Origin of the sequence: Acidovorax sp. LjRoot74 (assembly GCF_964254355.1) — a bacterium.
Classification (GTDB): domain Bacteria; phylum Pseudomonadota; class Gammaproteobacteria; order Burkholderiales; family Burkholderiaceae_C; genus Acidovorax.
In genome coordinates this window covers 3,147,001-3,167,668 of the sequence record NZ_CAXUTI020000001.1, presented here as the reverse complement: position 1 = coordinate 3,167,668, position 20,668 = coordinate 3,147,001, and the positions used below count along the sequence as shown (strand labels likewise).

The following is a 20,668-nucleotide window of genomic DNA, read 5'->3' as shown; positions in this document are numbered from 1 at the left end:
CGATTAAATAACAAGAATTAAGTCGTTTGGGTTTTAAAGAGAGGCTCGCAGAATGCCAGCCCTGTGACCTCTACCACCTCCATCATCATCGTCCCCGGCTGGCGCGACTCGGGCCCCGGCCACTGGCAGAGCCTGTGGGCTGAGCGCCTGCCCAACGCGGGCCGTGTGGTGCAGGATGACTGGATCACGCCCACGCGTTCGGCCTGGGTGAGCCAGTTGGAAAAGACGGTGCTGGCTGCGCCCCAGCCCGTGGTGATCGTGGCGCACAGCCTGGGCTGCATTGCCACCACCCACATGGGGCCCGAGGCTGCGGCCAAGGTCTGCGGCGCGCTGCTGGTGGCCCCGGCCGACCCGGAGCGCCGCGCCATCCTGAGCGACTTTGCCCCCGTGCCCTACGCCGCGCTGCCTTACCGCAGCATCGTGGTGGCGAGCAGCAATGACCCGTTTTGCCCTATCCGCCTGGCGGGCGCCTATGCCCGGGCCTGGGGCAGCGAGTTTGTGCGCATGCAGAACGCGGGGCATATCAACGTCGATTCGGGCCACGGCGAATGGCCGCTGGGCTGGGCGCTATTGCAGTCGCTGGAGGGTGGGCCTGCTGCGCATCCCCTGGCAGCCACCCCAGCCCATTCCCATCCGGCTGTGATGTAGTTGCTACTATTTTGGTAGCTATAAATCCATGCTGATAGCGCGGTGAAGGCTATTTTTGATGCATGGATGGCAGCGGCTATCTGCCTCAGGCAGCCCATGAACAATCCATATGCCAATAGCTGATTATTTAACAAGAATATATTCTTTTGAGTTTTAAGAGCGCCTCCGCACAATCCGGCATCTCCAGCAATTTTTTGGGCGACACCACCATGACTTCTCTGAAACTCAAGACCCTCCTGGCCTCCCTGGCCCTGGCCGCGAGCGGCATGGCTGCCGCGCAGAACTCGCTGCTCAACGTGTCGTATGACGTGGCTCGCGAGTTCTACAAGGACTACAACGCTGCCTTCGCCGCCCATTACAAGAAGACCACCGGCCAGGAGGTCAAGATCGACCAGTCGCACGCCGGCTCCAGCGCCCAGGCGCGCGCCGTGAACGACGGCCTGGCCGCCGACGTGGTGACCATGAACACGACGACCGACGTGCAGTTTCTGGCCGACAGCGGCGTGGTGGCCAAGGACTGGGCCAAGAAATTCCCGCACGACGCATCGCCCACCACCTCCACCATGCTGTTCCTGGTGCGCAACGGCAATCCCAAGAACATCAAGGACTGGGATGATCTGATCAAGCCCGGCGTGCAGGTGATTGTGGTCAACCCCAAGACCGGCGGCAACGGCCGTTATGCCTACCTGGCCGCTTGGGGCGCCGTGCGCGAAAAGGGCGGCACTGAAGCCCAGGCCGCCGAGTTCGTGGGCAAGCTCTACAAGAACGTGCCCATCCTGGCCAAGGGCGGGCGCGACGCCACCGCCACCTTCCTGCAGCGCAACCAGGGCGATGTGCTGATCACCTTCGAATCCGAAGTGGTCTCCATCGACCGCGAGTTCGGCGCGGGCAAGGTCGATGCGATCTACCCCTCGGTGAGCGTGGTGGCCGAAAACCCCGTGGCCGTGGTGGAGCGCACCGTGGCCAAGAAGGGCACTGCGCAACTGGCCAAGGCCTACCTGGACTACCTGTACTCCGAGGAAGCGCAGGAAATCGCCGCCAAGCACGCCATCCGTCCCCGCTCTGAAACCGTGCTCAAGAAGTATGCCGACACCTTCAAGCCGCTCAAGCAGTTCACCGTGGCCAAGTACTTTGGCTCGCTGACCGAAGCGCAGAAGGTGCACTTCAATGACGGTGGCCAGTTCGACAAGCTCTACACACCCGGCGCCAAGTAAGTAGGCCCGGCGCTTCCCCCGTCACACCACTGCATCTATGACCACTGCGACCGCTGTGGCCGCAGCCCCGGCCGGACGGCGCGCGCCCAAGCGCGTGCTGCCCGGCTTCGGGCTGTCACTGGGCTACACCCTTTTCTACTTGAGCATCATCGTGCTGATCCCGCTGTCGGCACTGATCTTCAAGACCTTCACCCTGACCTGGGACCAGTTCTGGGCCGCCATCAGTGCACCGCGCGTGATGGCGTCGTACCGGCTGACCTTTGGCGCGTCGTTCATCGCGGCGCTGGTCAACCTGGTGTTTGGCCTGCTGATCGCCTGGGTGCTGGTGCGCTACAAGTTTCCGGGCAAGAAGATCGTGGATGCGCTGGTGGACCTGCCGTTTGCGCTGCCCACGGCCGTGGCAGGCATCTCGCTCACGGCTTTGCTCGCGGGCAATGGCTGGGTGGGCAGCATTCTGGAGCCCATGGGCATCCAGCTCGCGTTCAAGCCTGCAGGCATCGTGATTGCGCTGATCTTCATCGGCCTGCCGTTTGTGGTACGCACCGTGCAACCGGTGCTGGAAGACGCCGAGAAGGAGCTGGAAGAAGCCGCCACCTGCCTGGGCGCCACACGCCTGCAGACCTTCACCAAGGTCATCCTGCCCTCCATCACGCCCGCACTGCTCACCGGCTTTGCCATGGCGTTTGCGCGGGCCGTGGGTGAATACGGCTCGGTCATCTTCATCGCGGGCAACATGCCCATGGTGTCGGAGATCACGCCGCTCATCATCATCGGCAAGCTGGAGCAGTACGACTACGCAGGCGCTACGGCCGTGGCCGTGGTGATGCTGGTCATCTCCTTCATCCTGCTGCTCATCATCAACGCGCTGCAAGCCTGGCAGCGCCGCCACGCGGGGGCCCCAGCATGAGCGGCGCCAACTCTCGAACTGTTCGCCGCGCCCAGGCCGGCACCACCGAGGCGCCATGGGTGCGCTACACGCTGATCACGCTGGCACTGGCTTTCATGCTGCTGTTCCTCGTGCTGCCGTTGGCCGCTGTGTTTGCCGAGGCGCTGCGCAAGGGCTTTGGTGCGTACCTGGAAGGCCTGCGCGAGCCCGATGCCTGGTCGGCCATCAAGCTCACGCTGATTACCGCGCTGATTGCCGTGCCGCTGAACCTGGTGTTTGGCGTGGCGGCGGCCTGGTGCATTGCCAAATACGAGTTCAAGGGCAAGGCGTTTTTGACCACGCTGGTGGACCTGCCGTTTTCCGTCTCGCCCGTGGTGGCCGGTTTGATCTATGTGCTGATGTTTGGCGCGCAGGGCTGGTTTGGCCCGTGGCTTGCCGAACATGACATCAAGATCATCTTTGCCGTGCCGGGCATTGTGCTGGCCACCGTGTTCGTCACGTTCCCCTTCATCGCCCGAGAGCTGATTCCGCTGATGCAGGCCCAGGGCAACGACGAGGAACAGGCTGCCATCGTGCTGGGCGCGAGCGGCTGGCAGACCTTCTGGTACGTGACCTTGCCCAACATCAAGTGGGGTTTGCTGTATGGCGTGATCTTGTGCAACGCACGGGCCATGGGCGAGTTTGGCGCGGTGTCGGTCGTGTCGGGTCACATCCGGGGCCAGACCAACACCATTCCGCTGCACGTGGAGATTCTCTACAACGAATACCAGTCGGTGGCCGCATTTGCTGCTGCATCGCTGCTGGCCCTGCTGGCATTGGTCACGCTGGTCATCAAGACCATAGCCGAACACCGCAACGAGCAGGCCTTGAAGGCTGCCGCTGAATTGCCGCCCGAGCGCCCCGCGCCCGCTGGCGTGTGAAGGAAACAGAACATGAGCATTGAAATCCGTAACGTCAGCAAGCAGTTTGGCGACTTTCAGGCGCTGCGCGATGTGAGCCTGGACATTGCCTCGGGCGAACTCATCGCGCTGCTGGGCCCCTCGGGCTGCGGCAAGACCACGCTGTTGCGCATCATCGCTGGCCTGGAGACAGCCGATGTGGGCACCATCCACTTCAGCGGCGAAGACACCACCGACGTGCATGTGCGCGAGCGCAACGTGGGCTTCGTGTTCCAGCACTACGCGCTGTTCCGTCACATGACGGTGTTTGAAAACGTGGCCTTTGGCCTGCGCGTCAAGCCCCGCAGCGAGCGTCCGAGCGAGGCGCAGATCAAGAAGAAGGTGATGGACCTGCTCAAGCTGGTGCAGCTCGACTGGCTGGCAGAGCGCTACCCCTCGCAACTGTCGGGCGGCCAGCGCCAGCGCATTGCACTGGCCCGCGCCCTGGCAGTGGAGCCCAAGGTGCTGCTGCTGGACGAACCCTTCGGCGCGCTGGATGCCAAAGTGCGCAAGGAACTGCGCCGCTGGCTGCGCCGCCTGCACGACGAGTTGCATGTGACCAGCATTTTCGTGACCCACGACCAGGAAGAAGCCCTCGAAGTGGCCGACCGCGTGGTGGTGATCAACCAGGGCAAGATCGAGCAAAGCGGCTCGCCCCAGCAGGTGTGGGACCAGCCCGCCAGCCCGTTTGTGTATGGCTTTTTGGGTGATGTGAATCTGTTCCATGGCCGCGCCCATGAAGGCCTGGTGCACCTGGAGGGCATGCAGATCGACTCGCCCGAGCACCAGGCCGCGCAGAACGCCAAGGCCTTTGCCTATGTGCGTCCGCACGACCTGGATGTGGAGCGCTACTCCCCCGGCGCAGGCCTGGACGCCGAAGGCCGTCCCCGGGGCATCGTGGCCCAGCTGAGCCGCGCCATTGTGGTGGGGCCGATTGCGCGGCTGGAACTTATTCCGACCGATGACCACAAACCAGCGGACAATGCGTCCCCAGAGTCCCTGATCGAAGCGCAGATCCCTGCGCAGCAGTTCAAGGAAATGGGTTTCAAAGAGGGCGAAACGCTGGTGGTCACACCACGCCGCGCCCGAGTGTTCTTGGATCACGCCGCAGGTATCTGAGCAGCCTCCCTCGGGATGCCGCGCCAGGTGTCGCGCGGCTTTGAGGGATAACAAAGATGTTGTTGAACTGGATCGATCAGGCCCCGCGCCGCGTGCTGGCCCTGATCAGCGTGGCCTGTGTGGCCATGCTGGCCTTTGGCATGTACCTGCAGCATGTGGTGGGCCTGGAGCCTTGCCCCATGTGCATCGTGCAGCGCTATGCTCTCATTGGTGTAGCAATCTTCACAGGCCTGGCAAGCGCTAGAGGCTCAAAAGGTTGGTGGATGGGCTGGGGTGTGATGGCGCTCATTGCCTCGGGCTTCGGCGCCTTTGTGGCGGCCCGCCAGAGCTGGCTGCAGTGGTATCCGCCCGAGGTCGCCACCTGTGGCCGCGACTTCTACGGCATGATCGAAAACTACCCCATCAGCCGCGCCATCCCCATGATCTTCCGGGGCTCCGGCGACTGCGCTGCGATTGACTGGACCTTCCTGGGTGGCTCGATTGCCAACTGGTCGTTTGTCTGTTTTGTGGGGTTTGCCGTGGTGCTGCTGGCCTTGCTGGTGCGTGGCCTCCGGGGCGGGCGCCAGGGCGGCTCGGGATACTCGATGGCCTGATGCCCGTGATGCAACGGACCCTTTAAAAAGGCGCTCTTCAGAGCGCCTTTTTCGTTGTGGGACAGGTTGTGAGTCCTGTGCCGCCTTGATCAAGAGATGCCCACCTCCCCGAGCGTCTGTACGGGCGGATGGGGCGGTCAAACAAAAAGAGCGCCACCAGCGTCCAGGGAGGGCGGACGCAGAAGGTCCTCGTCGATGCCCATGGTCTGGCTGGCGCGTTCCACGGCCTGCCACAGGGGCGCTGGCATTTGCAGGATCTCGTCAGGGGTCGAGGAGCGGGCGATCCATGCGCTGATTTGAGTGTGTTGCTCGTGGGTGAGCAGGTCCAGGTTCAGCATCTCGTCGATGATCTTCATCTTTGGCAAATCCAGGGTTGTGGGGTGTGGCTGTGCATCCGCAAAGCCCGGGAGGGGCCGATGGCGGATTGCCGAAATAGGGCGCGCTCCGGCCACTTTAGACGGTGTGGTGCGCGGGGTGTCTGAAGAACATGGTGCCCTGGGCCTCAATCTCAAGCAGAACCTTGGCGAGGGATTCAGTCGGTGCTCTCGACCCCGTGCGGGAACAGCACTCCTTCTGTCCCATCCACCCACGCCGGCAGCTTGTGCATCACGCTGGCCAAAAGATCGCCAGCCTGCCACTGAGCCAACCAGGCTTGCAGGCGGGGCCAGGGCTGTGCGGCCCACCAGTCGGCATCAATGCCGGCAAACTGCCGCACAAAAGGCGCAATCGCCATGTCGGCCAGGGCCGCGTGGGTGCCGAACAGGCAGGGCTGGTCCGGCGAGAGGCGCGCGTCCAGCGCACCCAGCCAGGTCATGGCCCAGGCGCGCTCTGCGCCTTGGTCGGCATCGGGGTAGCGGCTGGGGTATTTGCACCGGTCCAGCGCCTGCTTGAACGGGCCATCGCATTCGGCAATCAGCGCTAGCATGTCCGCCACGGTGCCGTGGCTGGGCGTGAGCCAGCCTTCAGGATCGTGCTGCGCCAGCGCCCACTGCATGATGTCCAGGCTTTGCTCCAGCACCTGGCCGCTGGGCAACACCAGCACGGGCACGGTGCCCTTGGGCGATGCCAGCAGCAGGCCCTGGGGCTTGTTCCTCAGCACCACTTCGCGCAGCTCGCACATCTGGCCGCTCACGGCCAGGGCCAGGCGGGCGCGCATGGCGTAGGGGCAGCGGCGGAATGAGTACAGGACGGGTAGGGCGGTCACGTTGTGCCATCCGTGCCGTCGCCATCGGTGTCCTTGGCCGCAGTGCGCGGGGGGCGGCCGGGTTGTTGCGCGCCGATGTGCTCTTGCCCGCGATGCCGGGCCAGTTGCATCTGCCGCTCGCGCTCGGCCAGGGCGCGCTCTTGCTCGGGTGTGCGGGTGCCGTGGCAGTAGGGGCAGCTCACGCCGGGCACGTGGTGTGGCGACTGCAGCTCTGCTTCGCCCAGGGGCATGCGGCAAGAGCGGCAAAGCTGGTGGTGGCCCGGTGCGAGGCCATGGCCTACCGACACGCGTTCGTCGAACACAAAACAGTCGCCGTGCCAGCGGCTGGCTTCTTCGGGCACGGTCTCCAGGTATTTGAGGATGCCGCCTTCGAGGTGGTACACCTCGTCAAAGCCTTGTGACTTGAGGAAGGCGGTGGATTTTTCGCAGCGGATGCCGCCGGTGCAGAACATGGCCACACGGGGCTTGCCCGCCAGCACGCCACCGGCCTGTTTTTCACGTTCGACCCACGCGGGAAACTCCGCAAAGGTTTTTGTGTGTGGATTGACCGCACGTTCAAACGTGCCAATGCCCACCTCGTAGTCGTTGCGTGTGTCCACCACGACCACGCCCGGGTCGTCGATGAGCGCGTTCCAGTCTTCGGGCTTCACATACGTGCCCGCATTGCGCGCGGGGTTCAGGCCTGGCACACCCAGGGTAACGATCTCGCGCTTGAGGCGCACGCGCATACGGTAGAAGGGCATGCGCTCTGCCTGCGCCTCCTTGTGCTGCAGGGCGGCGAATCGCGCGTCGCTGCGCAGCCAGGCCAGGACGGCGTGCACGCCCTGCGGTTCGCCCGCGATGGTGCCGTTGATGCCCTCGGGCGCCAGCAACAGCATGCCGCGCACGCCGTGGGTGTCGCACAGGGTCTGCAGGGGCTCACGCAGGGCGGCAAAGTCCGGCAGGTCCACAAACTGGTAGAGCGCGGCGGTGAGAAAGCGGGGTGTTACCGAGTCCACTAAATGGGCGTTTTTGAAACAAGGGGGTGATGATAGCTGTCACCTTTCGTTACGATGCAGGGTCGCCAACGCTGTTTCCAAGGTGGTTGTATGAGCAAGGAATCCACGATCCATCTGTTCCGCCGGCTGGAGCAGCTCAACGGCATTGGCGCCGCGCTCTCGCGCGAGCGGGACATCGACCGGCTGCTGGAGAATATCCTGGAGGCCGCCAAGACCATCACGGGAGCCGATGGCGGCACGCTCTACAGCGTGACGGAAGACCAGTCGGCCCTCAAGTTCGAGATCCTGCGCACCGACTCCTTGGGCATCCGCCTGGGGGGCACCACGGGCAAGCCCATCGACCTGCCGCTGCTGCCCTTGCGTACGGCCGCTGGCGCGCCCAACGACTCGCTGGTGGCTGCCCACTCGGCCATCCATGACCGCACGGTGAACATTGCCGACGCCTACAGCGCGGCGGGGTTTGATTTTTCGGGCACACGCGCGTTTGACCAGCGCACGGGCTACCGGTCGCAGTCGTTCCTCACGGTGCCGATGAAGAACCACGACCGCGAACTCATCGGCGTGCTGCAACTCATCAATGCGCGTGACCCGGATACCGGGGATGTGATCACCTTCTCGCAGGCCGACCAGAGCCTGGCCGAGTCGCTGGCCTCGCAGGCGGCCATTGCGCTCACAAACCGGCTGCTCATCACGCAGCTTGAACGCCTGTTCGAATCGTTCGTGAACCTGATCAACCTGGCGATCGACGAAAAGTCCCCCTACACCGGCGGCCACTGCCAGCGCGTTCCCGCCCTCACCATGATGCTGGCCGAGGCCGTGGATGCCACCCGCGAAGGGCCGCTGGCGGGCTTTGCGATGACCGACCGCGACCGCTACGAGCTGAAGATGGCCGGCCTGCTGCACGACTGCGGCAAGATCACCACGCCCGTGCATGTGGTGGACAAGGCGACCAAGCTGCAGACCATCTACGACCGGATCGGCCTGGTGGACACGCGGTTTGAAGTGCTCAAGCGCGACGCCGAAATGGCCGCGCTGCGCCGCCAGCTGGCGCTGCGCCCCGTGGTGGACGCGCGGGCCGAGGGTCAGGAGCTGCAGGCCCTGCAGCACGAGATCCACACGCTGGAGGAAGACCGCGAGTTTCTGCGCCGCTGCAACACCGGCACCGAGGCCATGCGGCCCGAAGACCAGCAGCGCGTGCGCGACATCGCCGTGATGCGGCACTGGCGCAACCCGCAGGGTGTGCAGACGAGCTTTCTGAGTGCCGAGGAGGTGGAGAACCTCACCATCCGTGCAGGCACGCTGAACCAGTCCGAGCGCGACACCATCAACTACCACATCGTCGCCACCATCAAGATGCTGGAGACGCTGCCCTGGCCGCGCCACCTCAAGAACGTGCCCGAATACGCGGGCGGCCACCACGAGCGCATGGACGGCAAGGGCTACCCGCGCGGTCTCACGCGCGAGCAGATGTCGCTGCAGGCCCGCATGATGGGCATCGCCGACATCTTCGAGGCCCTCACGGCCGCCGATCGGCCCTACAAGAGCGGCATGACCTTGTCGCAGGCGCTGGCGATCATGTGCCGCATGCGTGACAACGGCCACATCGATCCGGACCTGTTCGAGGTGTTTGTGCGCGAAGGGGTGTACCTGCGCTATGGGCAGGCGTTTCTGGACGCGGGGCAGGTGGATGCGGTGGATGTGGGGGCGCTGGGGTTTTAGGCGCCCCATGGTTTTCCTGGTGTGGCGTGCCAGAACGGCACATGCTCGCGCCAGAATTCAGTAACATGTTGAAACGCTTGCGCCGTTCCATTCGTCTCCTGACCTTTTCAAGAGGCCTTGTTTGCTGACTTCCCGGCTTCGTGCATCGGTGATTCACCGGCTGTCCCTGTCGATATGGGGATTGTTTCTGGGCTTGGTGGTCCTTCTGTCCCTGCTAGGGTACGCAGCACTGAGTGCGGTAGCCGATCACGCGGTGCCATTGTTGATGCGCCAGGCGGTGGAGCTGCGTGCGCAGGCGGTCGAGGGCCTTTTTGTGCAGGCGGGGCAGAGTGCCCAGCAGGTGCAGCAGGACTTGCTCACACGGCTGCGCGCTGCCGATACCGAGGCTGCCCTGAGCCGGTTCGATGAGTTGTTTGCGCGCGGGCCGGACGGGCTGTGGCGGCTTCGGCCCGGCAAGGTGGACACGGCCAATGCGCCCACGCTGTACCTGCACCACGGCCCGGCTGGCCCCGATGAGTCCACGCGCGTGCGCGCAGCCGTCAGCTATGACCTGTTCAGGGAGCGGGGGCCTGCGCTGGTGCCGCCTTTTTTCTCTGCCTATATGGATTTTGTGGAAGACGGCCTGATGGTCTATGCGCGCGGTGTGGACTGGGGCAGCGGCGCCACGGCCGATGCCAGCAACGCCGACTACCCCACCATGCGGGGGGCCGACCCCCAGCGCAATTCGGAGCGGCGCATCTTCTGGACCCCGGTGTACTTTGACGAGCAGGCCAAGGCCTGGATGGTGTCGGTGATCCAGCCCCTGGACTGGCAGGGCCGCTGGGTGGGCACGGTGGGCCACGACCTGTCGATTGAAACCCTGATTGACGCCGTGGCCGCCAGCCGGGACCAACTGGGCATGCAGCTGATCCTGAGTGCGGAGGGCGATCTGATCTCCCACCCCGACTTGCGGGACCGGATCGCTGCAGCGAATGGGCAGCTTCAGATTGCAGGCCTCAAGGACCCCCTGCTGGAGCAGGTGCACCGCATGGTGTCGAACGCGCATACCGACCGGGGTGCGGGCCTGAGTGCCGACGGGACGCAGTGGATTGCCTGGTCGCGCATCCGGGGGCCGAACTGGTACCAGATCTACCTCATGCCCCAGTCGCGGGTGGACGGACTGGTCATGTGGGGCATGCTGGGCCTGGGCGGCATTGGCCTGTTGGGGCTGGTGCCGGTGCTGTGGTCCATGCGCCGCAGGGTGAACACGCTGGTGGTCCGCCCGCTGCAGCACCTGACGGAGGCCGTCGATACCCTGGGCCAGGGACAGACGCCGACCCCTGTCGCCCTGGACACTGAAGACGAACTGGGCCGCCTGGCCCGGGCATTTGACTGCATGGTGTCCGAACTGGTCCAGAAGCGCGCCATGGCCACGGCGCAGGCGCAGGCATTGCAGGCCGAGGTGGACGGGCGGCGCCAGTACATGGTGAGCCTGGAGGAGGAGCGGGCCCGCCTTTTTGCGCTCCTGGGGGCCATGAAGCTGGGCATCCTCTTTGTCACGACCGAGAACCAGGTGACCTACTGCAACCCCGCGTTCTTGAGCATCTGGCGTATCGAAGGCGATGAAGCCTCGTTTGTGGGCCGCCCTGCCAGCGACATCTTCCAGGCCGTGCAGCATGGGCCAACGTCCTTGGCGGCCCTGGCACACCACGCGCACCATGCGCGGGAGTCGCTGGTGGCGCCAGGGCTTTCCAGTCGCTACGAGATGGACGTGGGCGACGGGCGGACCTTGCTGCTGCGATCGCACCCCGTGCACGACAGCGACAAACGCTACATCGGCAGGCTCTGGATTCACGAGGACGTGACACGCGAGCGCGAGACGGCCGCACAGCTGATCTATCTGGCCGAGCGCGATGCCCTCACGGGCCTGTACAACCGGCGCAGGTTTGAAGACGAATTGCTGCGGTTCTTCCGGGGGTACGAGCGGCATGACCGGCGCGATCCGCGCGATCCGAGTGACCTGCGCGAGCGGCAGGGTGCCTTGCTGTTCTTTGATCTGGACGAATTCAAGGCCATCAACGACACCTTTGGCCACCGCATCGGGGACTCGGTGCTGGTGCGGGTGGGCGGCGATGTGCAGGCGCTGGTGCGCCAGACGGAGACCCTGTGCCGCCTGGGCGGTGACGAGTTTGCAGTGCTGATGCCCCATGCCTCGGTGGAAGAGGCCCAGCATCTGGCCGAGCGCATTGTTCGCGCCATTTCAGAGGGGCCTTTTGTCATCGAGGGGCAGAGCCTGCGGCTGACCACCAGCCTGGGCATTGCCCTGGCGCCGCAGCATGCGGACAACGCGGAAGACTTGGTGGCCCACGCGGATGCCGCGATGTACCAGGCCAAGCACCTGGGCAAAAACTGCTGGTCGGTCTACCAGCCAGGTCACCACGCATCACAAGAAACAATCACGCGCCTGGCCTGGAATGAGCGCATATCCCGGGCCCTCGAAAGAGACCTGCTGCGCCTGCACTACCAGGGGGTGTACGACGCCGCCACCGGGGAGCTGTCCCACCTGGAGGTGCTGGTCCGCATGCGGGACGAGGCCGATGGCACGCGGTTGATCGCCCCCCGCCAGTTCATTGGCTATGCCGAGAAGAGCGGCAAGATCCTGGAGATCGACCGCTGGGTGGCGCGCGAGAGCATTGCCCTGCTGGGTGCGCAGCCGCAGCTGCCTGCGTTGGCGATCAATATCTCGGCGCGCTCGTTCGACGACCCCAGCCTTCCTGCCTACATCGCGGGCCAGCTGCAGGCAGCGGGCGTTGCGCCCCAGCGGTTGCTGGTGGAGCTGACGGAAACCTCGGCAGTGTCGGACCTGCGCGATGCCGAGCGGTTCATCGACGCCTTGCGCCACACGGGGTGCCAGGTGTGCCTGGACGATTTCGGGACCGGTTTTGCGTCGTTTGCCTACCTCAAGCACCTCAAGGTGGATGTGCTGAAGATTGACGGGCTGTTCATCCGCAACCTCACCCACGAGCACGACAACCAGGTGTTTGTCCGCGCCATCATCGACGTGGCCCGTGGGCTGGGCAGGCGCACGGTGGCAGAGTTTGTGGAAAGCCAGGAGATCCTGGACATGCTGAAGACGCTGGGCGTAGACATGGTGCAGGGCTACCACCTGGACCAGCCGCAGGCCGAACACCCCGCGCTGGCCACATCCGCCGTGTAGACGCTGCGCGGGCACCAATGCCCCCATCGGTTGTGGCGCTGTACCGCTACAGACTGCCTCTTGTTGCTATTGTTTTGATAGCTATCAGGGCATGATGGACGCGCGCAAAGGCCTATTTTTCTTCATGTTTTTCATCTTGCTTCGCTGCTCTCGTCCACACGGGCCTCTTCCATGAGCCAGTCACTGAAAGCCGCCATGGCCCCGGTGGCCGGGCGCGACTGCAGCCGTGTGAGCCAGTAGGCGCCGCGAGGCAGCTCCTGCGCAAAGGGCTGCACCAGCCGTCCTTGCTGCAGCTCGCGCGTGAACATCTTCACGGGCAGCAAGGCCATGCCTGCGCCCTGGGCGGCGGCCTCGGCCAGGGTGAGGGACGAGTCGAACACCGCGCCGCGCACCACGGGGCAGGGCGCGCCTGCGGCGTCAAACCAGGCTGCCCATTCGTCGGTGCGGTAGCTGCGCAGCAGGGGCTGGCGTGCCAGGTCGGCCACCGTGCGCAGCCCATGGGCCAGCGCGGGCGCGCACATCACCGACATGGGCGCATCCATGATGCGCTGCGCATGCGTGCCGTGCCAGGCGCCGTCGCCAAAGCGGATCGCAAAGTCCAGCCCTTCACCCGCCATGTCCACCCGGTTGTTGTGCGTAAGCAGGCGCAGGTCCACAAAGGGGCAAGCCTGCTGAAAGTCGCGCAGCCGGGGCAGCAGCCAGCCCACGGCAAAAGTGCCCACGGCGCCCACGGTCAGCACTTCGCGCGGGCGGGTGTCGCCCAGCTTCTCCAGTGCGCGCTGCAGCTTGCCAAACGATTCCACCACCACCGGCAGCAGCGCCTGGCCCTCGTCTGTCAGCGCCAGCCCGCGCGGCAGGCGGCGGAACAGCGGCTTGCCCAGTCGGTCTTCGAGCTTGCGGATGTGCTGGCTCACGGCGGTCTGGGTCACGTGAAGCTCTTCGGCGGCGCGGGTGAGGTTCTGGTGGCGTGCAGCCGCCTCGAAGGCGCGCAGGGCGTTGAGCGGCAGGTGCATATTGTCAAAAGGTAAAAGTTTTTCTTGGGGCTTTTGGCAATTATTGTCGATGGTGCTGCGGGAAGAACCTCCGTATCGTTCGTGCCTTGTCTCCCATCACGCGTCCCATCACGCTTCCAATTGATATGCAAAGAAGACAGTTTTCCTTGGGTTTGATAGCTGCCACGGCCCTGCCTCTGTGGGGTTGTGCCGCTGCCAGCAACCCCGCCCCCAGCGACCAGACCACCCGTGCTTGGAGCGATGCCCTCGCCAACATCGAACGTACCGCCCAGGGCCGCCTGGGTGTGGCCATGCTGGACACCGGGTCGGGCCTGGCCCTGGGCTGGCGGCAGGACGAGCGTTTTGCCATGGCCAGCACCTTCAAGGCCGTGCTGGCGGGCTGGATGCTGGCGCTGGTAGACCAAGGCAAGGAGCGGCTGGATGCGCGCGTGCACTATGCCGCCGCCGACGTGGTGGCTTATTCTCCTGTGAGCGGCCCGCGTGCAGGAAACGGCGGCGGCTTGACGGTGGGCGAGCTGTGCTCTGCCACCGTGAGCCTGAGCGACAACACCGCCGCCAATGTGCTGCTGGCCCGCCATGGCGGCCCGGCCGGGTTCACTGCGTTCGTACGTTCGCTGGGCGACCCGATCACGCGGCTGGACCGCACCGAACCCACACTCAACGAGGCCGCCGTGGGCGACCCGCGCGACACCACCACGCCACTGGCCATGCTGCAAACGCTGCAAAAACTGGTGCTGGGCGATGCACTCACCCCCACGTCGCGCGCCTGGCTGCAGCGCTGGCTGGTGGAGACGAGCACGGGCGACAAGCGCCTGCGCGCCGGTGTGCCGGGCTGGAAGGTGGGCGACAAGACGGGCACGGCGGGCGAGAGCGGCACGGCCAACGACATCGGCGTGCTGTGGCCCGCAGGCGGGGGCGCACCGGTGCTGGTGACCTGCTACCTCACGCGCTCCAAGGCATCCGCCGAGCAGCGGGATGCGGCGATTGCGCAGGTGGCGCGCGCCGTGGTGGCAGCGCGCCAAGGGTAGTCCGCCTGCGGGTTCTTGAGCCAGGGCGGACCTTGGTCGGCATGTCTCCAAACCGTTCGGGCTGAGCCTGTCGAAGCCTTGCGCAGCGCTTCGACGTGCTCAGCCCGAACGGTGGTGTGATTTTGAAGCCCGGTTCTTCAGAGCTTCTTGACCAGCACCTGGCTCTTGCGGTCCCAGTTGTACTTGCGCTTGCGCGCATCGGGCAGCCAGTCTGGGTCCACGGGCGAGAAGCCGCGCTTGATGAACCAGTGCATGGTGCGGGTGGTCAGCACAAAGATACTGTCCAGCCCAAGCAGGCGTGCGCGCTGCTCGATGCGCTTGAGCAGCTTTTCACCGTCGCCCGTGCCCTGGCTTTGCGGCGACACCGTCACGGCGGCCATCTCGGCCGTCCTGGCCTCGGGGTAGGGGTAGAGCGCAGCACAGCCAAAGATCACGCCGTCGTGTTCGATGATGGTGTAGGTGGCGATGTCGCGTTCGATCTCGGTGCGGTCGCGCTTGACCAAGGTGCCGTCTTTCTCGAAGGGTTCGATCAGCTGCAGGATGCCGCCCACATCGTCAATCGTGGCCTCGCGCAGCTCTTCGAGCTTTTCGTCAATCACCATGGTGCCGATGCCGTCGTGCACATAGACCTCCAGCAGCAGCGAGCCATCCACCGCAAACGGCAGGATGTGGCTGCGCTCCACGCCTGCCTTGCAGGCCTTCACGCAGTGCTGCAGGTAAAAGCCCGTGTCGGTGGGCTGCTGGGCGGGTGGCAACTGGGCCAGCAGGGCCTGCGCGGCGGCCAGCGGCAGTTCGGTGTCGATGGGGTTGTCGTCGCTCTCGGGCTCGGTGGGCGACATGCGGATGCCCTGCACCTCGGTCAAGAAGATCAGTTTGTCGGCCCGCAGCGCAATGGCCACGCTGGTGGCGACTTCTTCCATGCTCAGGTTGAAGGCCTCGCCCGTGGGCGAGAAGCCAAACGGCGACAGCAGCACCAGCGCGCCCATGTCCAGCGTCTGGCGGATGCCCGCCACATCCACCTTGCGCACCAGGCCCGAGTGCTGAAAATCCACGCCATCCACAATGCCCACGGGCCGTGCCGTGAGGAAGTTGCCCGAGATCACGCGCACCGTGGCGCCCGCCATGGGCGTGTTGGGCAGGCCCTGGCTGAAAGCGGCCTCGATCTCATAGCGTAATTGGCCCGCAGCTTCCTGCGCGCAATCGAGCGCTACCGAGTCGGTGATGCGGATGCCGTGGGAGTATTTGGCTGCATGCCCCTTGGCTGCCAGCTGCTCGTTCACCTGCGGGCGAAAGCCGTGCACCAGCACGATCTTCACGCCCATGGCCTGAATCAAGGCCAAGTCCTGCGCAATGTTGTGCAGCTTGCCTGCCGCAATCGCCTCGCCCGTGAGTCCGATCACAAAGGTCTGGTTGCGGAACTTGTGGATGTAAGGCGCCACCGAGCGGAACCAGGGCACGAAGGTGAAGTTGAAGACGGCGGACATGGCGGTGCAAGCGGTGGGGCGGACCTTGGAATGACGGAAAAAGCGGCAACGGTGGGCGGCCCCCTGGGGCCGCCAAACCGCGCATCATAAGCATGCTGAGCTTTGCCGCGCCACATTCGGCGCCACAGCGGGTGCAGCGGTGCCGTTGGTGTGTTGCTGAAACGCCGCCAGCCGCGCCGCAAAGGGCTCCAGCACCAGGGCTTCGTCCGTGCCGGATGCGGGCGGCACGGCGATAGCGATGCCGCTGTCGGCCATCAGCGCCTGCATTTCGGTCCGGGCAATCATGCCGTGGTCCATCAGCGCATCCACCAGCCGGTTCAGCGCGCCCTGGTGCTGGCGCAGCGAGGTGCCTGCGCGCTGGTATTGCGCCTGTAGCAGCTCCTCAATGGCGGCGTTGCTGGGCCCCACATCGGTGTTGATGTGGTGGTCCATCTCCACCGTCACATCGGTGCGCGCCAGCCGGGCGCCAAAGCCGTGGTGGCGGATGTAGCGCGCGGCTTCGGCTGTTACCTGCTTGTAGTCCTGCTCGGCGCCCGTGGTGCAGGCCATTTCGCCAAACACCAGCTCCTCGGCCACGCGGCCTGCCAGGCCCACACACATCATGTCGAGCGCGTTCTGGCGTGTGGTGACCTTCAGGCCTGCAAAGCTGTTGTAGCCGCCCTCAAAAGATGCGATGTTGATCTTCACCTCCTGCGGGGCCTGGCCCAGCAGCAGGCCATAGACCAGCGCGTGGCCTGCTTCGTGCACTGCCAGCAGCGCGCGAAAGTCGGCGTTGGCGCGCTGCTTGAGGCGGTTCAGCTCCAACGTGACTGGGAGGAGGGCCTGCTGCGCCCCGGCCTGCACCACCAGGTGGCGCTTGTCTGCCGCCAGCGCGATGGGGTAGGTGGTGCCCAGGGGCAGCGCCTGCTCCAGCACCCACAGCGCGGCCTTGACCAGATTGGCGCTCAGGATGGCGTGCACCGACGAGAACAAAGGGCGCGTTCCCTGCGCCGGGAACACTGCGTTGGCATACAGCTCGTCCAGCACATCCTGCCCGATGGCAAAGCGCACGCCACACTGGGCGGCAATGTCGTCGCAATAGCGCGCGCACAGGGTGCGGATGAGCTGCTCGTAGGTGGCCTTGTTGAACGACGGGTAGACCACATGCTCGTTGCCCAGCCGCGCAATCTGCTCGGGCTTGAAGCGCTCAGCGAGCGCCTTCTTCACATCGATGAGCGACAGCTTGCGTGTGAGGCGGTGAAAGATGTCGGCATCGGTGTCGCAGTCTTCCACGCGCTGCGCAGTCTCGTGGTACATCTCGTCGAGGTTGCCGCACACAAACACCAGCAGCTTGCTGTAGTCGGTTTCCCATGACGTGAGCGACTGCTGGAACCGGGTGAACAGCGCCTGCACCTGCGCGGGCGGCCATTGCATGATTTCGGCCAGGGGCTCTTGCAGCTTGAGCATGCGCTTGAGTTCCTGCGCATCCCAGGCGTCGAGTTGGAAGCGGTAGGGCTTCTTGCCTGCGCGCTCGTCGTCGCCGTCTTCGGCGCGTTCGGCCTCGTAGTGCGCATCGGCCAGCTTGCGTTCGATGTTGGTCAGCGCACTCAGGGCCGGGGGCAGGCGCCCGTCGGAGAGCAATGTCCACACGTCCTGGTAGCGTTCCACCTTCACGTCTTCGCCCTTGCGGTCCACGGTGCGAAAGCGTTGGAACTCGTCCAGCACCAGGATGCCGGGCGCCCCTTCGTGGATGCCCGAGTCGCCCAGCATGCCGGATATGGACGAGCTGCGGTAGCTGGCGCCATGGCTGAAGCCATCCATCTGCACTTCCACAAACCGGTCGTAAAAGCCCAGCAGCTGCGCCAGGCGCCGCGTGAGCTGCGTCTTGCCCGTGCCGGTGAGGCCCCACAGGCAGACGATGACGGGCCGGGTGATGAGCTGTGGCAGCACATACCAGGCACGCACCGCGTCGATCACGCGGTCGATCACGTCGTCGATGCCGAACAGCTCGGTCTTGAGCTGCTCGGCAGCGTGGGCCAGTGCCTGCTGGCGCTGGGCCAGCAGTGCCCGGTGTGTAGGTGAGGGCGGGTGCTGCCCATGCGGCAGCGTTGGGGTTTGGATTGAAAGGTCCATGTTTTCTATCGTTCTTGTCAGTCGCGCTCGGTAAAACGAGCGTTCAGGGTCGCCTTGCGCAGGGCGACGGTGTCCGCACGGCGCTGGGCGCCACGGGCTCGGATGTGTTTGCCTGCTGCGCTGGACAGGCTGCGTTGGGCCAGTGCTGCGGCCACAGGGTTTCGGGGCGGGCCCGAGGCTTCGAGCTTCAGCACCAGGGGCTGCTTCATGCGGCGCAGCTTTTTGATTTCACCCTGGGCGAAGGCCCGAGACAGTTTTTTGGCACTCATGTGTGCGTTCCACAAACAAAAAACCCCGGCAAATAAGCCAGGGCTTGTGGAGCGCTGCACTGGGGTGCAGGAGGTCGCTTGTCTGCCGTGGCTGGATGCGTGAAAACACAGTCCAGCCGGGGCGGTGGACAGTGGTCAGGCGGGAGCGAACAAGGGAACAAACATAGTGGTGACCTCCAGGGCTTTCAGGGGCTGGCCGACAGGGCCACGCAGTGCTGAAAGAAGGCGCGATTGTGGCGAGGCGTGCCGCGCGTGGCAAGCGCACAGGGCGCGGCACCGGCGGATATGTCGCACAAAACGCACAGTGCAAAGGGCGGGGCGGCTCAGTCGTGGCGGCGATACGCCCAGCCTGCGGCGTGTATCCACTCTTCCTTGTCACGGATCTGCACCACCAGTTCCACCAGGTCGCGGCCCGCGTTGAGCGGCACCTGCACAGTCATGCCTGCGCGGTCTGCCGTCAGGGGCAGCAACAGCTGGCTGTCGTCCCAGAGCAGGTAGCCAGGCAGCTCCGGCAGCTCTTGCAGGGTGGCGGTCCCTGCGCCCATGGCCAGCGGGATGGAGTCGGGGGTTTCGTTGGCCAGCAGCCAGGTGCTGCCAAGCCGCGCGGACCACTGCGGCGGCAGCGGGGCCGGTGCCTTGGGCATCTGCTGTGCCATTGGCATGGTCACCCCGTAATGCCCGGCCGTGGCAGGCTCGCGCGAGAGCAGGTAGCGGCGGCCTTCGGCCTGCTCCCAGCGGTACTGGGTGCGGGGCTGCGTGTCCGACCACCACCAGCCGTCACTGCGCAGGCGCATCCCCGTGCACAGCGGCTCCCAGTCTTTGGCCTTGGCCGACCAGATCGATAGATCCACTTGCTGGCCGTCGGGCGAAGCCGCTTTCATGGGGTGGGAGGAGCAGCCGTAGATGCCCAGCACTGCCTCCACCGCCACAGAAGAGATGGTCGCCAGCGCAGGCATGGCCACCGACACCCTCGGCGGCAGCACGCGCAACTGGCCTGTTTCCTGCAGCGCACGCAGCAAGATGCCTTCGGCAATGGGGCCGGGCTTGAAGCCAGGCGCATTGCCGGTGAGCAGCAGCGCCAGCCCTGCCTGTGGCAGCACATAGAAGTCGCTGGAGTGAAACATCGTGCCGCCGCTTTTTTGCCATGCCACAAAGCCCGCCGCAGCCAGGCCTTGCTGGCGGGCACTGTCCCAGCCCAGGCCCCAGTGCCAGTCGGGGGTGAGGTTCAGGCGCATGCCCTGGTTCTGGGCGCTGCCCATTTCGGCCACACCAGCCTTGGAAACAATGCGCTGCTCATCCAGCTCGCCGCCCCGCATCAGCAAGGTGGCCAGCTTCATCATGTCGCCCGGGGTGGTGCATAGCCCGCCGGTGGCGTGGCCCATCACAAACTCCTGGCGCTGGCGCACATCGCCGATGTACCCCGGGGCAAAGCTGCCCGCAGGCAAGGGCTGCAGCGTGTAGCCCGAGCGCGCCATGCCCAACGGGTTGAGGATGGCCGACTGCACAAACGCCGGATAGGCCTGCCCTGTGACGGCGTGCACGATGCGTTCGACCAGCGTGAAACCATCGTTGCAGTACACCGCCATGGCGCCGGGTGCGTGCTTGAGGTGCATGTCGGCCAGGGCCGCCTCCAGGTCTGCCGCATAGCCTGGCTGCGGGGCAAAGGCAAACATGTGGCGGGCATAGGTGCCGGGCAGCCCCGATGCGTGGCTCAGAAGGTGCCGCACCGTGATGTCGCGGTAGCCCGGCGACAGCATGGTGAACTGCGGCAGGTAGCGCACCACGGGTGCATCCAGTTCCACCAGCTGGCGGTCCACCAGAATCATCACGGCCAGCGCCGCCAGCACCTTGCTCACGGAGCCCACGTTAAAGCGTGTGTCGGGCGTGGCGGGCGCGCGGGAGGTTTCGTCCAGCACCCCAAAAGCCTCCTGCCAGACCAGGCGGTCGCCCTGCAGCAATGCGACGGAGGCAGCGCGCGCCTGGCTGGCCTGCATGGCCTGCCGTATTTCATGGCGCCCCCAGGCCTGGGTGGCCGCCAGATGGGGGCCGGGGTTGTTGCTGCCCCCGCAGCCCGACAGCAGGGCGGGCAGGGGCGCGAGGGCGGTGGCTCCCGCCCACGCCAGCCAGTCGCGGCGTGATGGGGTGCGGGATGTTGCACGGGGCGGGGCGCGGTCGTCGGCGGCGAGCGGGTGGGCAGATGTCTGAAAGGGCATTCGGGCATTCATTCCAGGGGGGCGCACGCCACGG

The 20,668-nt window shown here is 65.3% G+C and carries 17 protein-coding genes; 9 read left to right on the top strand and 8 right to left on the bottom strand.

The window, feature by feature from the left end:
• The first annotated feature begins 63 nt into the window (after positions 1 to 63).
• The 6 genes from ACSQ3O_RS14765 to ACSQ3O_RS14740 all read left to right on the top strand — a co-directional run bounded on the left by ACSQ3O_RS14765 (position 64) and on the right by ACSQ3O_RS14740 (position 5,398).
• Positions 64 to 648, top strand: a complete 585-nt coding sequence (locus tag ACSQ3O_RS14765) for an RBBP9/YdeN family alpha/beta hydrolase (protein ID WP_436139438.1) — start codon at positions 64 to 66, stop codon at positions 646 to 648.
• Between the two features lie 209 nt (positions 649 to 857).
• Entirely contained in the window at positions 858 to 1,862 is a 1,005-nt protein-coding gene (locus ACSQ3O_RS14760) for a sulfate ABC transporter substrate-binding protein (RefSeq protein WP_436139437.1), read from the top strand.
• A 37-nt stretch (positions 1,863 to 1,899) separates the two neighbouring features.
• Positions 1,900 to 2,769 (top strand): sulfate ABC transporter permease subunit CysT, encoded by an 870-nt coding sequence (gene cysT / locus ACSQ3O_RS14755; RefSeq protein WP_436139436.1) that lies wholly within the window; start codon positions 1,900 to 1,902, stop codon positions 2,767 to 2,769.
• Positions 2,766 to 3,668: a sulfate ABC transporter permease subunit CysW gene (gene cysW, locus ACSQ3O_RS14750; protein WP_436139435.1), complete on the top strand. Its 903-nt coding sequence runs from the start codon at positions 2,766 to 2,768 to the stop codon at positions 3,666 to 3,668. Before cysT ends, cysW begins: the two co-directional genes overlap by 4 nt.
• Before the next feature lie 12 nt (positions 3,669 to 3,680).
• Positions 3,681 to 4,805, top strand: a complete 1,125-nt coding sequence (locus tag ACSQ3O_RS14745; RefSeq protein ID WP_298457246.1) for a sulfate/molybdate ABC transporter ATP-binding protein — start codon at positions 3,681 to 3,683, stop codon at positions 4,803 to 4,805.
• A gap of 56 nt (positions 4,806 to 4,861) precedes the next feature.
• On the top strand, positions 4,862 to 5,398 hold the full coding sequence (locus ACSQ3O_RS14740; RefSeq protein WP_171012357.1) for a disulfide bond formation protein B: 537 nt from the start codon (positions 4,862 to 4,864) through the stop codon (positions 5,396 to 5,398).
• A 137-nt stretch (positions 5,399 to 5,535) separates the two neighbouring features.
• On the opposite strand, the gene ACSQ3O_RS14735 is transcribed toward ACSQ3O_RS14740, so the two are convergent.
• From ACSQ3O_RS14735 to trhO, 3 genes are all read right to left on the bottom strand, one after another.
• Positions 5,536 to 5,754 carry a hypothetical protein gene (locus ACSQ3O_RS14735; RefSeq protein ID WP_436139434.1) on the bottom strand — a complete coding sequence of 73 codons (219 nt, stop codon included), beginning with the start codon at positions 5,752 to 5,754 and terminating at the stop codon, positions 5,536 to 5,538.
• A gap of 176 nt (positions 5,755 to 5,930) precedes the next feature.
• A complete protein-coding gene (locus ACSQ3O_RS14730) occupies positions 5,931 to 6,602 on the bottom strand; it encodes a glutathione S-transferase (protein ID WP_436139433.1) in 672 nt (223 codons plus the stop codon).
• A complete protein-coding gene (gene trhO, locus ACSQ3O_RS14725; RefSeq protein WP_436139432.1) occupies positions 6,599 to 7,600 on the bottom strand; it encodes an oxygen-dependent tRNA uridine(34) hydroxylase TrhO in 1,002 nt (333 codons plus the stop codon). Before trhO ends, ACSQ3O_RS14730 begins: the two co-directional genes overlap by 4 nt.
• A 90-nt stretch (positions 7,601 to 7,690) precedes the next feature.
• On the opposite strand from trhO, the gene ACSQ3O_RS14720 reads away from it, so the two are divergent.
• On the top strand, positions 7,691 to 9,319 hold the full coding sequence (locus ACSQ3O_RS14720; protein WP_436139431.1) for an HD domain-containing phosphohydrolase: 1,629 nt from the start codon (positions 7,691 to 7,693) through the stop codon (positions 9,317 to 9,319).
• A 253-nt stretch (positions 9,320 to 9,572) separates the two neighbouring features.
• Positions 9,573 to 12,515, top strand: a complete 2,943-nt coding sequence (locus ACSQ3O_RS14715) for an EAL domain-containing protein (RefSeq protein WP_298457260.1) — start codon at positions 9,573 to 9,575, stop codon at positions 12,513 to 12,515.
• Positions 12,516 to 12,646: 131 nt separating this feature from the next.
• Here the strand turns inward: ACSQ3O_RS14715 and ACSQ3O_RS14710 are convergent, their stop codons facing one another.
• Positions 12,647 to 13,528 carry a LysR family transcriptional regulator gene (locus tag ACSQ3O_RS14710; RefSeq protein ID WP_137748941.1) on the bottom strand — a complete coding sequence of 294 codons (882 nt, stop codon included), beginning with the start codon at positions 13,526 to 13,528 and terminating at the stop codon, positions 12,647 to 12,649.
• 125 nt (positions 13,529 to 13,653) lie between these two features.
• Between ACSQ3O_RS14710 and blaACA the strand changes: the two genes are divergently transcribed.
• Positions 13,654 to 14,556, top strand: a complete 903-nt coding sequence (gene blaACA / locus ACSQ3O_RS14705; RefSeq protein WP_436139430.1) for an ACA family class A beta-lactamase — start codon at positions 13,654 to 13,656, stop codon at positions 14,554 to 14,556.
• Positions 14,557 to 14,693: 137 nt separating this feature from the next.
• On the opposite strand, the gene argA is transcribed toward blaACA, so the two are convergent.
• The 4 genes from argA to ACSQ3O_RS14685 form a co-directional block, all read right to left on the bottom strand.
• A complete protein-coding gene (argA, locus tag ACSQ3O_RS14700) occupies positions 14,694 to 16,040 on the bottom strand; it encodes an amino-acid N-acetyltransferase (protein ID WP_436139429.1) in 1,347 nt (448 codons plus the stop codon).
• A gap of 84 nt (positions 16,041 to 16,124) precedes the next feature.
• On the bottom strand, positions 16,125 to 18,152 hold the full coding sequence (locus ACSQ3O_RS14695; protein ID WP_436139428.1) for an AAA family ATPase: 2,028 nt from the start codon (positions 18,150 to 18,152) through the stop codon (positions 16,125 to 16,127).
• Between the two features lie 17 nt (positions 18,153 to 18,169).
• On the bottom strand, positions 18,170 to 18,421 hold the full coding sequence (locus ACSQ3O_RS14690; RefSeq protein WP_137748944.1) for a hypothetical protein: 252 nt from the start codon (positions 18,419 to 18,421) through the stop codon (positions 18,170 to 18,172).
• 323 nt (positions 18,422 to 18,744) lie between these two features.
• Entirely contained in the window at positions 18,745 to 20,634 is a 1,890-nt protein-coding gene (locus ACSQ3O_RS14685) for a serine hydrolase domain-containing protein (RefSeq protein ID WP_436139427.1), read from the bottom strand.
• Between the last annotated feature and the right edge of the window lie 34 nt (positions 20,635 to 20,668).

Bases quoted from the DNA above. Each gene is read 5' to 3' on its own strand.
- blaACA (WP_436139430.1), top strand. From the start codon at position 13,654: ATGCAAAGAAGACAGTTTTCCTTGGGTTTGATAGCTGCCACGGCCCTG.
- argA (WP_436139429.1), bottom strand. From the start codon at position 16,040: ATGTCCGCCGTCTTCAACTTCACCTTCGTGCCCTGGTTCCGCTCGGTG.
- ACSQ3O_RS14740 (WP_171012357.1), top strand. From the start codon at position 4,862: ATGTTGTTGAACTGGATCGATCAGGCCCCGCGCCGCGTGCTGGCCCTG.
- ACSQ3O_RS14685 (WP_436139427.1), bottom strand. From the start codon at position 20,634: ATGCCCTTTCAGACATCTGCCCACCCGCTCGCCGCCGACGACCGCGCC.
- cysT (WP_436139436.1), top strand. From the start codon at position 1,900: ATGACCACTGCGACCGCTGTGGCCGCAGCCCCGGCCGGACGGCGCGCG.
- ACSQ3O_RS14710 (WP_137748941.1), bottom strand. From the start codon at position 13,528: ATGCACCTGCCGCTCAACGCCCTGCGCGCCTTCGAGGCGGCTGCACGC.
- ACSQ3O_RS14695 (WP_436139428.1), bottom strand. From the start codon at position 18,152: ATGGACCTTTCAATCCAAACCCCAACGCTGCCGCATGGGCAGCACCCG.
- ACSQ3O_RS14690 (WP_137748944.1), bottom strand. From the start codon at position 18,421: ATGAGTGCCAAAAAACTGTCTCGGGCCTTCGCCCAGGGTGAAATCAAA.
- ACSQ3O_RS14720 (WP_436139431.1), top strand. From the start codon at position 7,691: ATGAGCAAGGAATCCACGATCCATCTGTTCCGCCGGCTGGAGCAGCTC.
- ACSQ3O_RS14745 (WP_298457246.1), top strand. From the start codon at position 3,681: ATGAGCATTGAAATCCGTAACGTCAGCAAGCAGTTTGGCGACTTTCAG.
- cysW (WP_436139435.1), top strand. From the start codon at position 2,766: ATGAGCGGCGCCAACTCTCGAACTGTTCGCCGCGCCCAGGCCGGCACC.
- ACSQ3O_RS14735 (WP_436139434.1), bottom strand. From the start codon at position 5,754: ATGAAGATCATCGACGAGATGCTGAACCTGGACCTGCTCACCCACGAG.
- ACSQ3O_RS14760 (WP_436139437.1), top strand. From the start codon at position 858: ATGACTTCTCTGAAACTCAAGACCCTCCTGGCCTCCCTGGCCCTGGCC.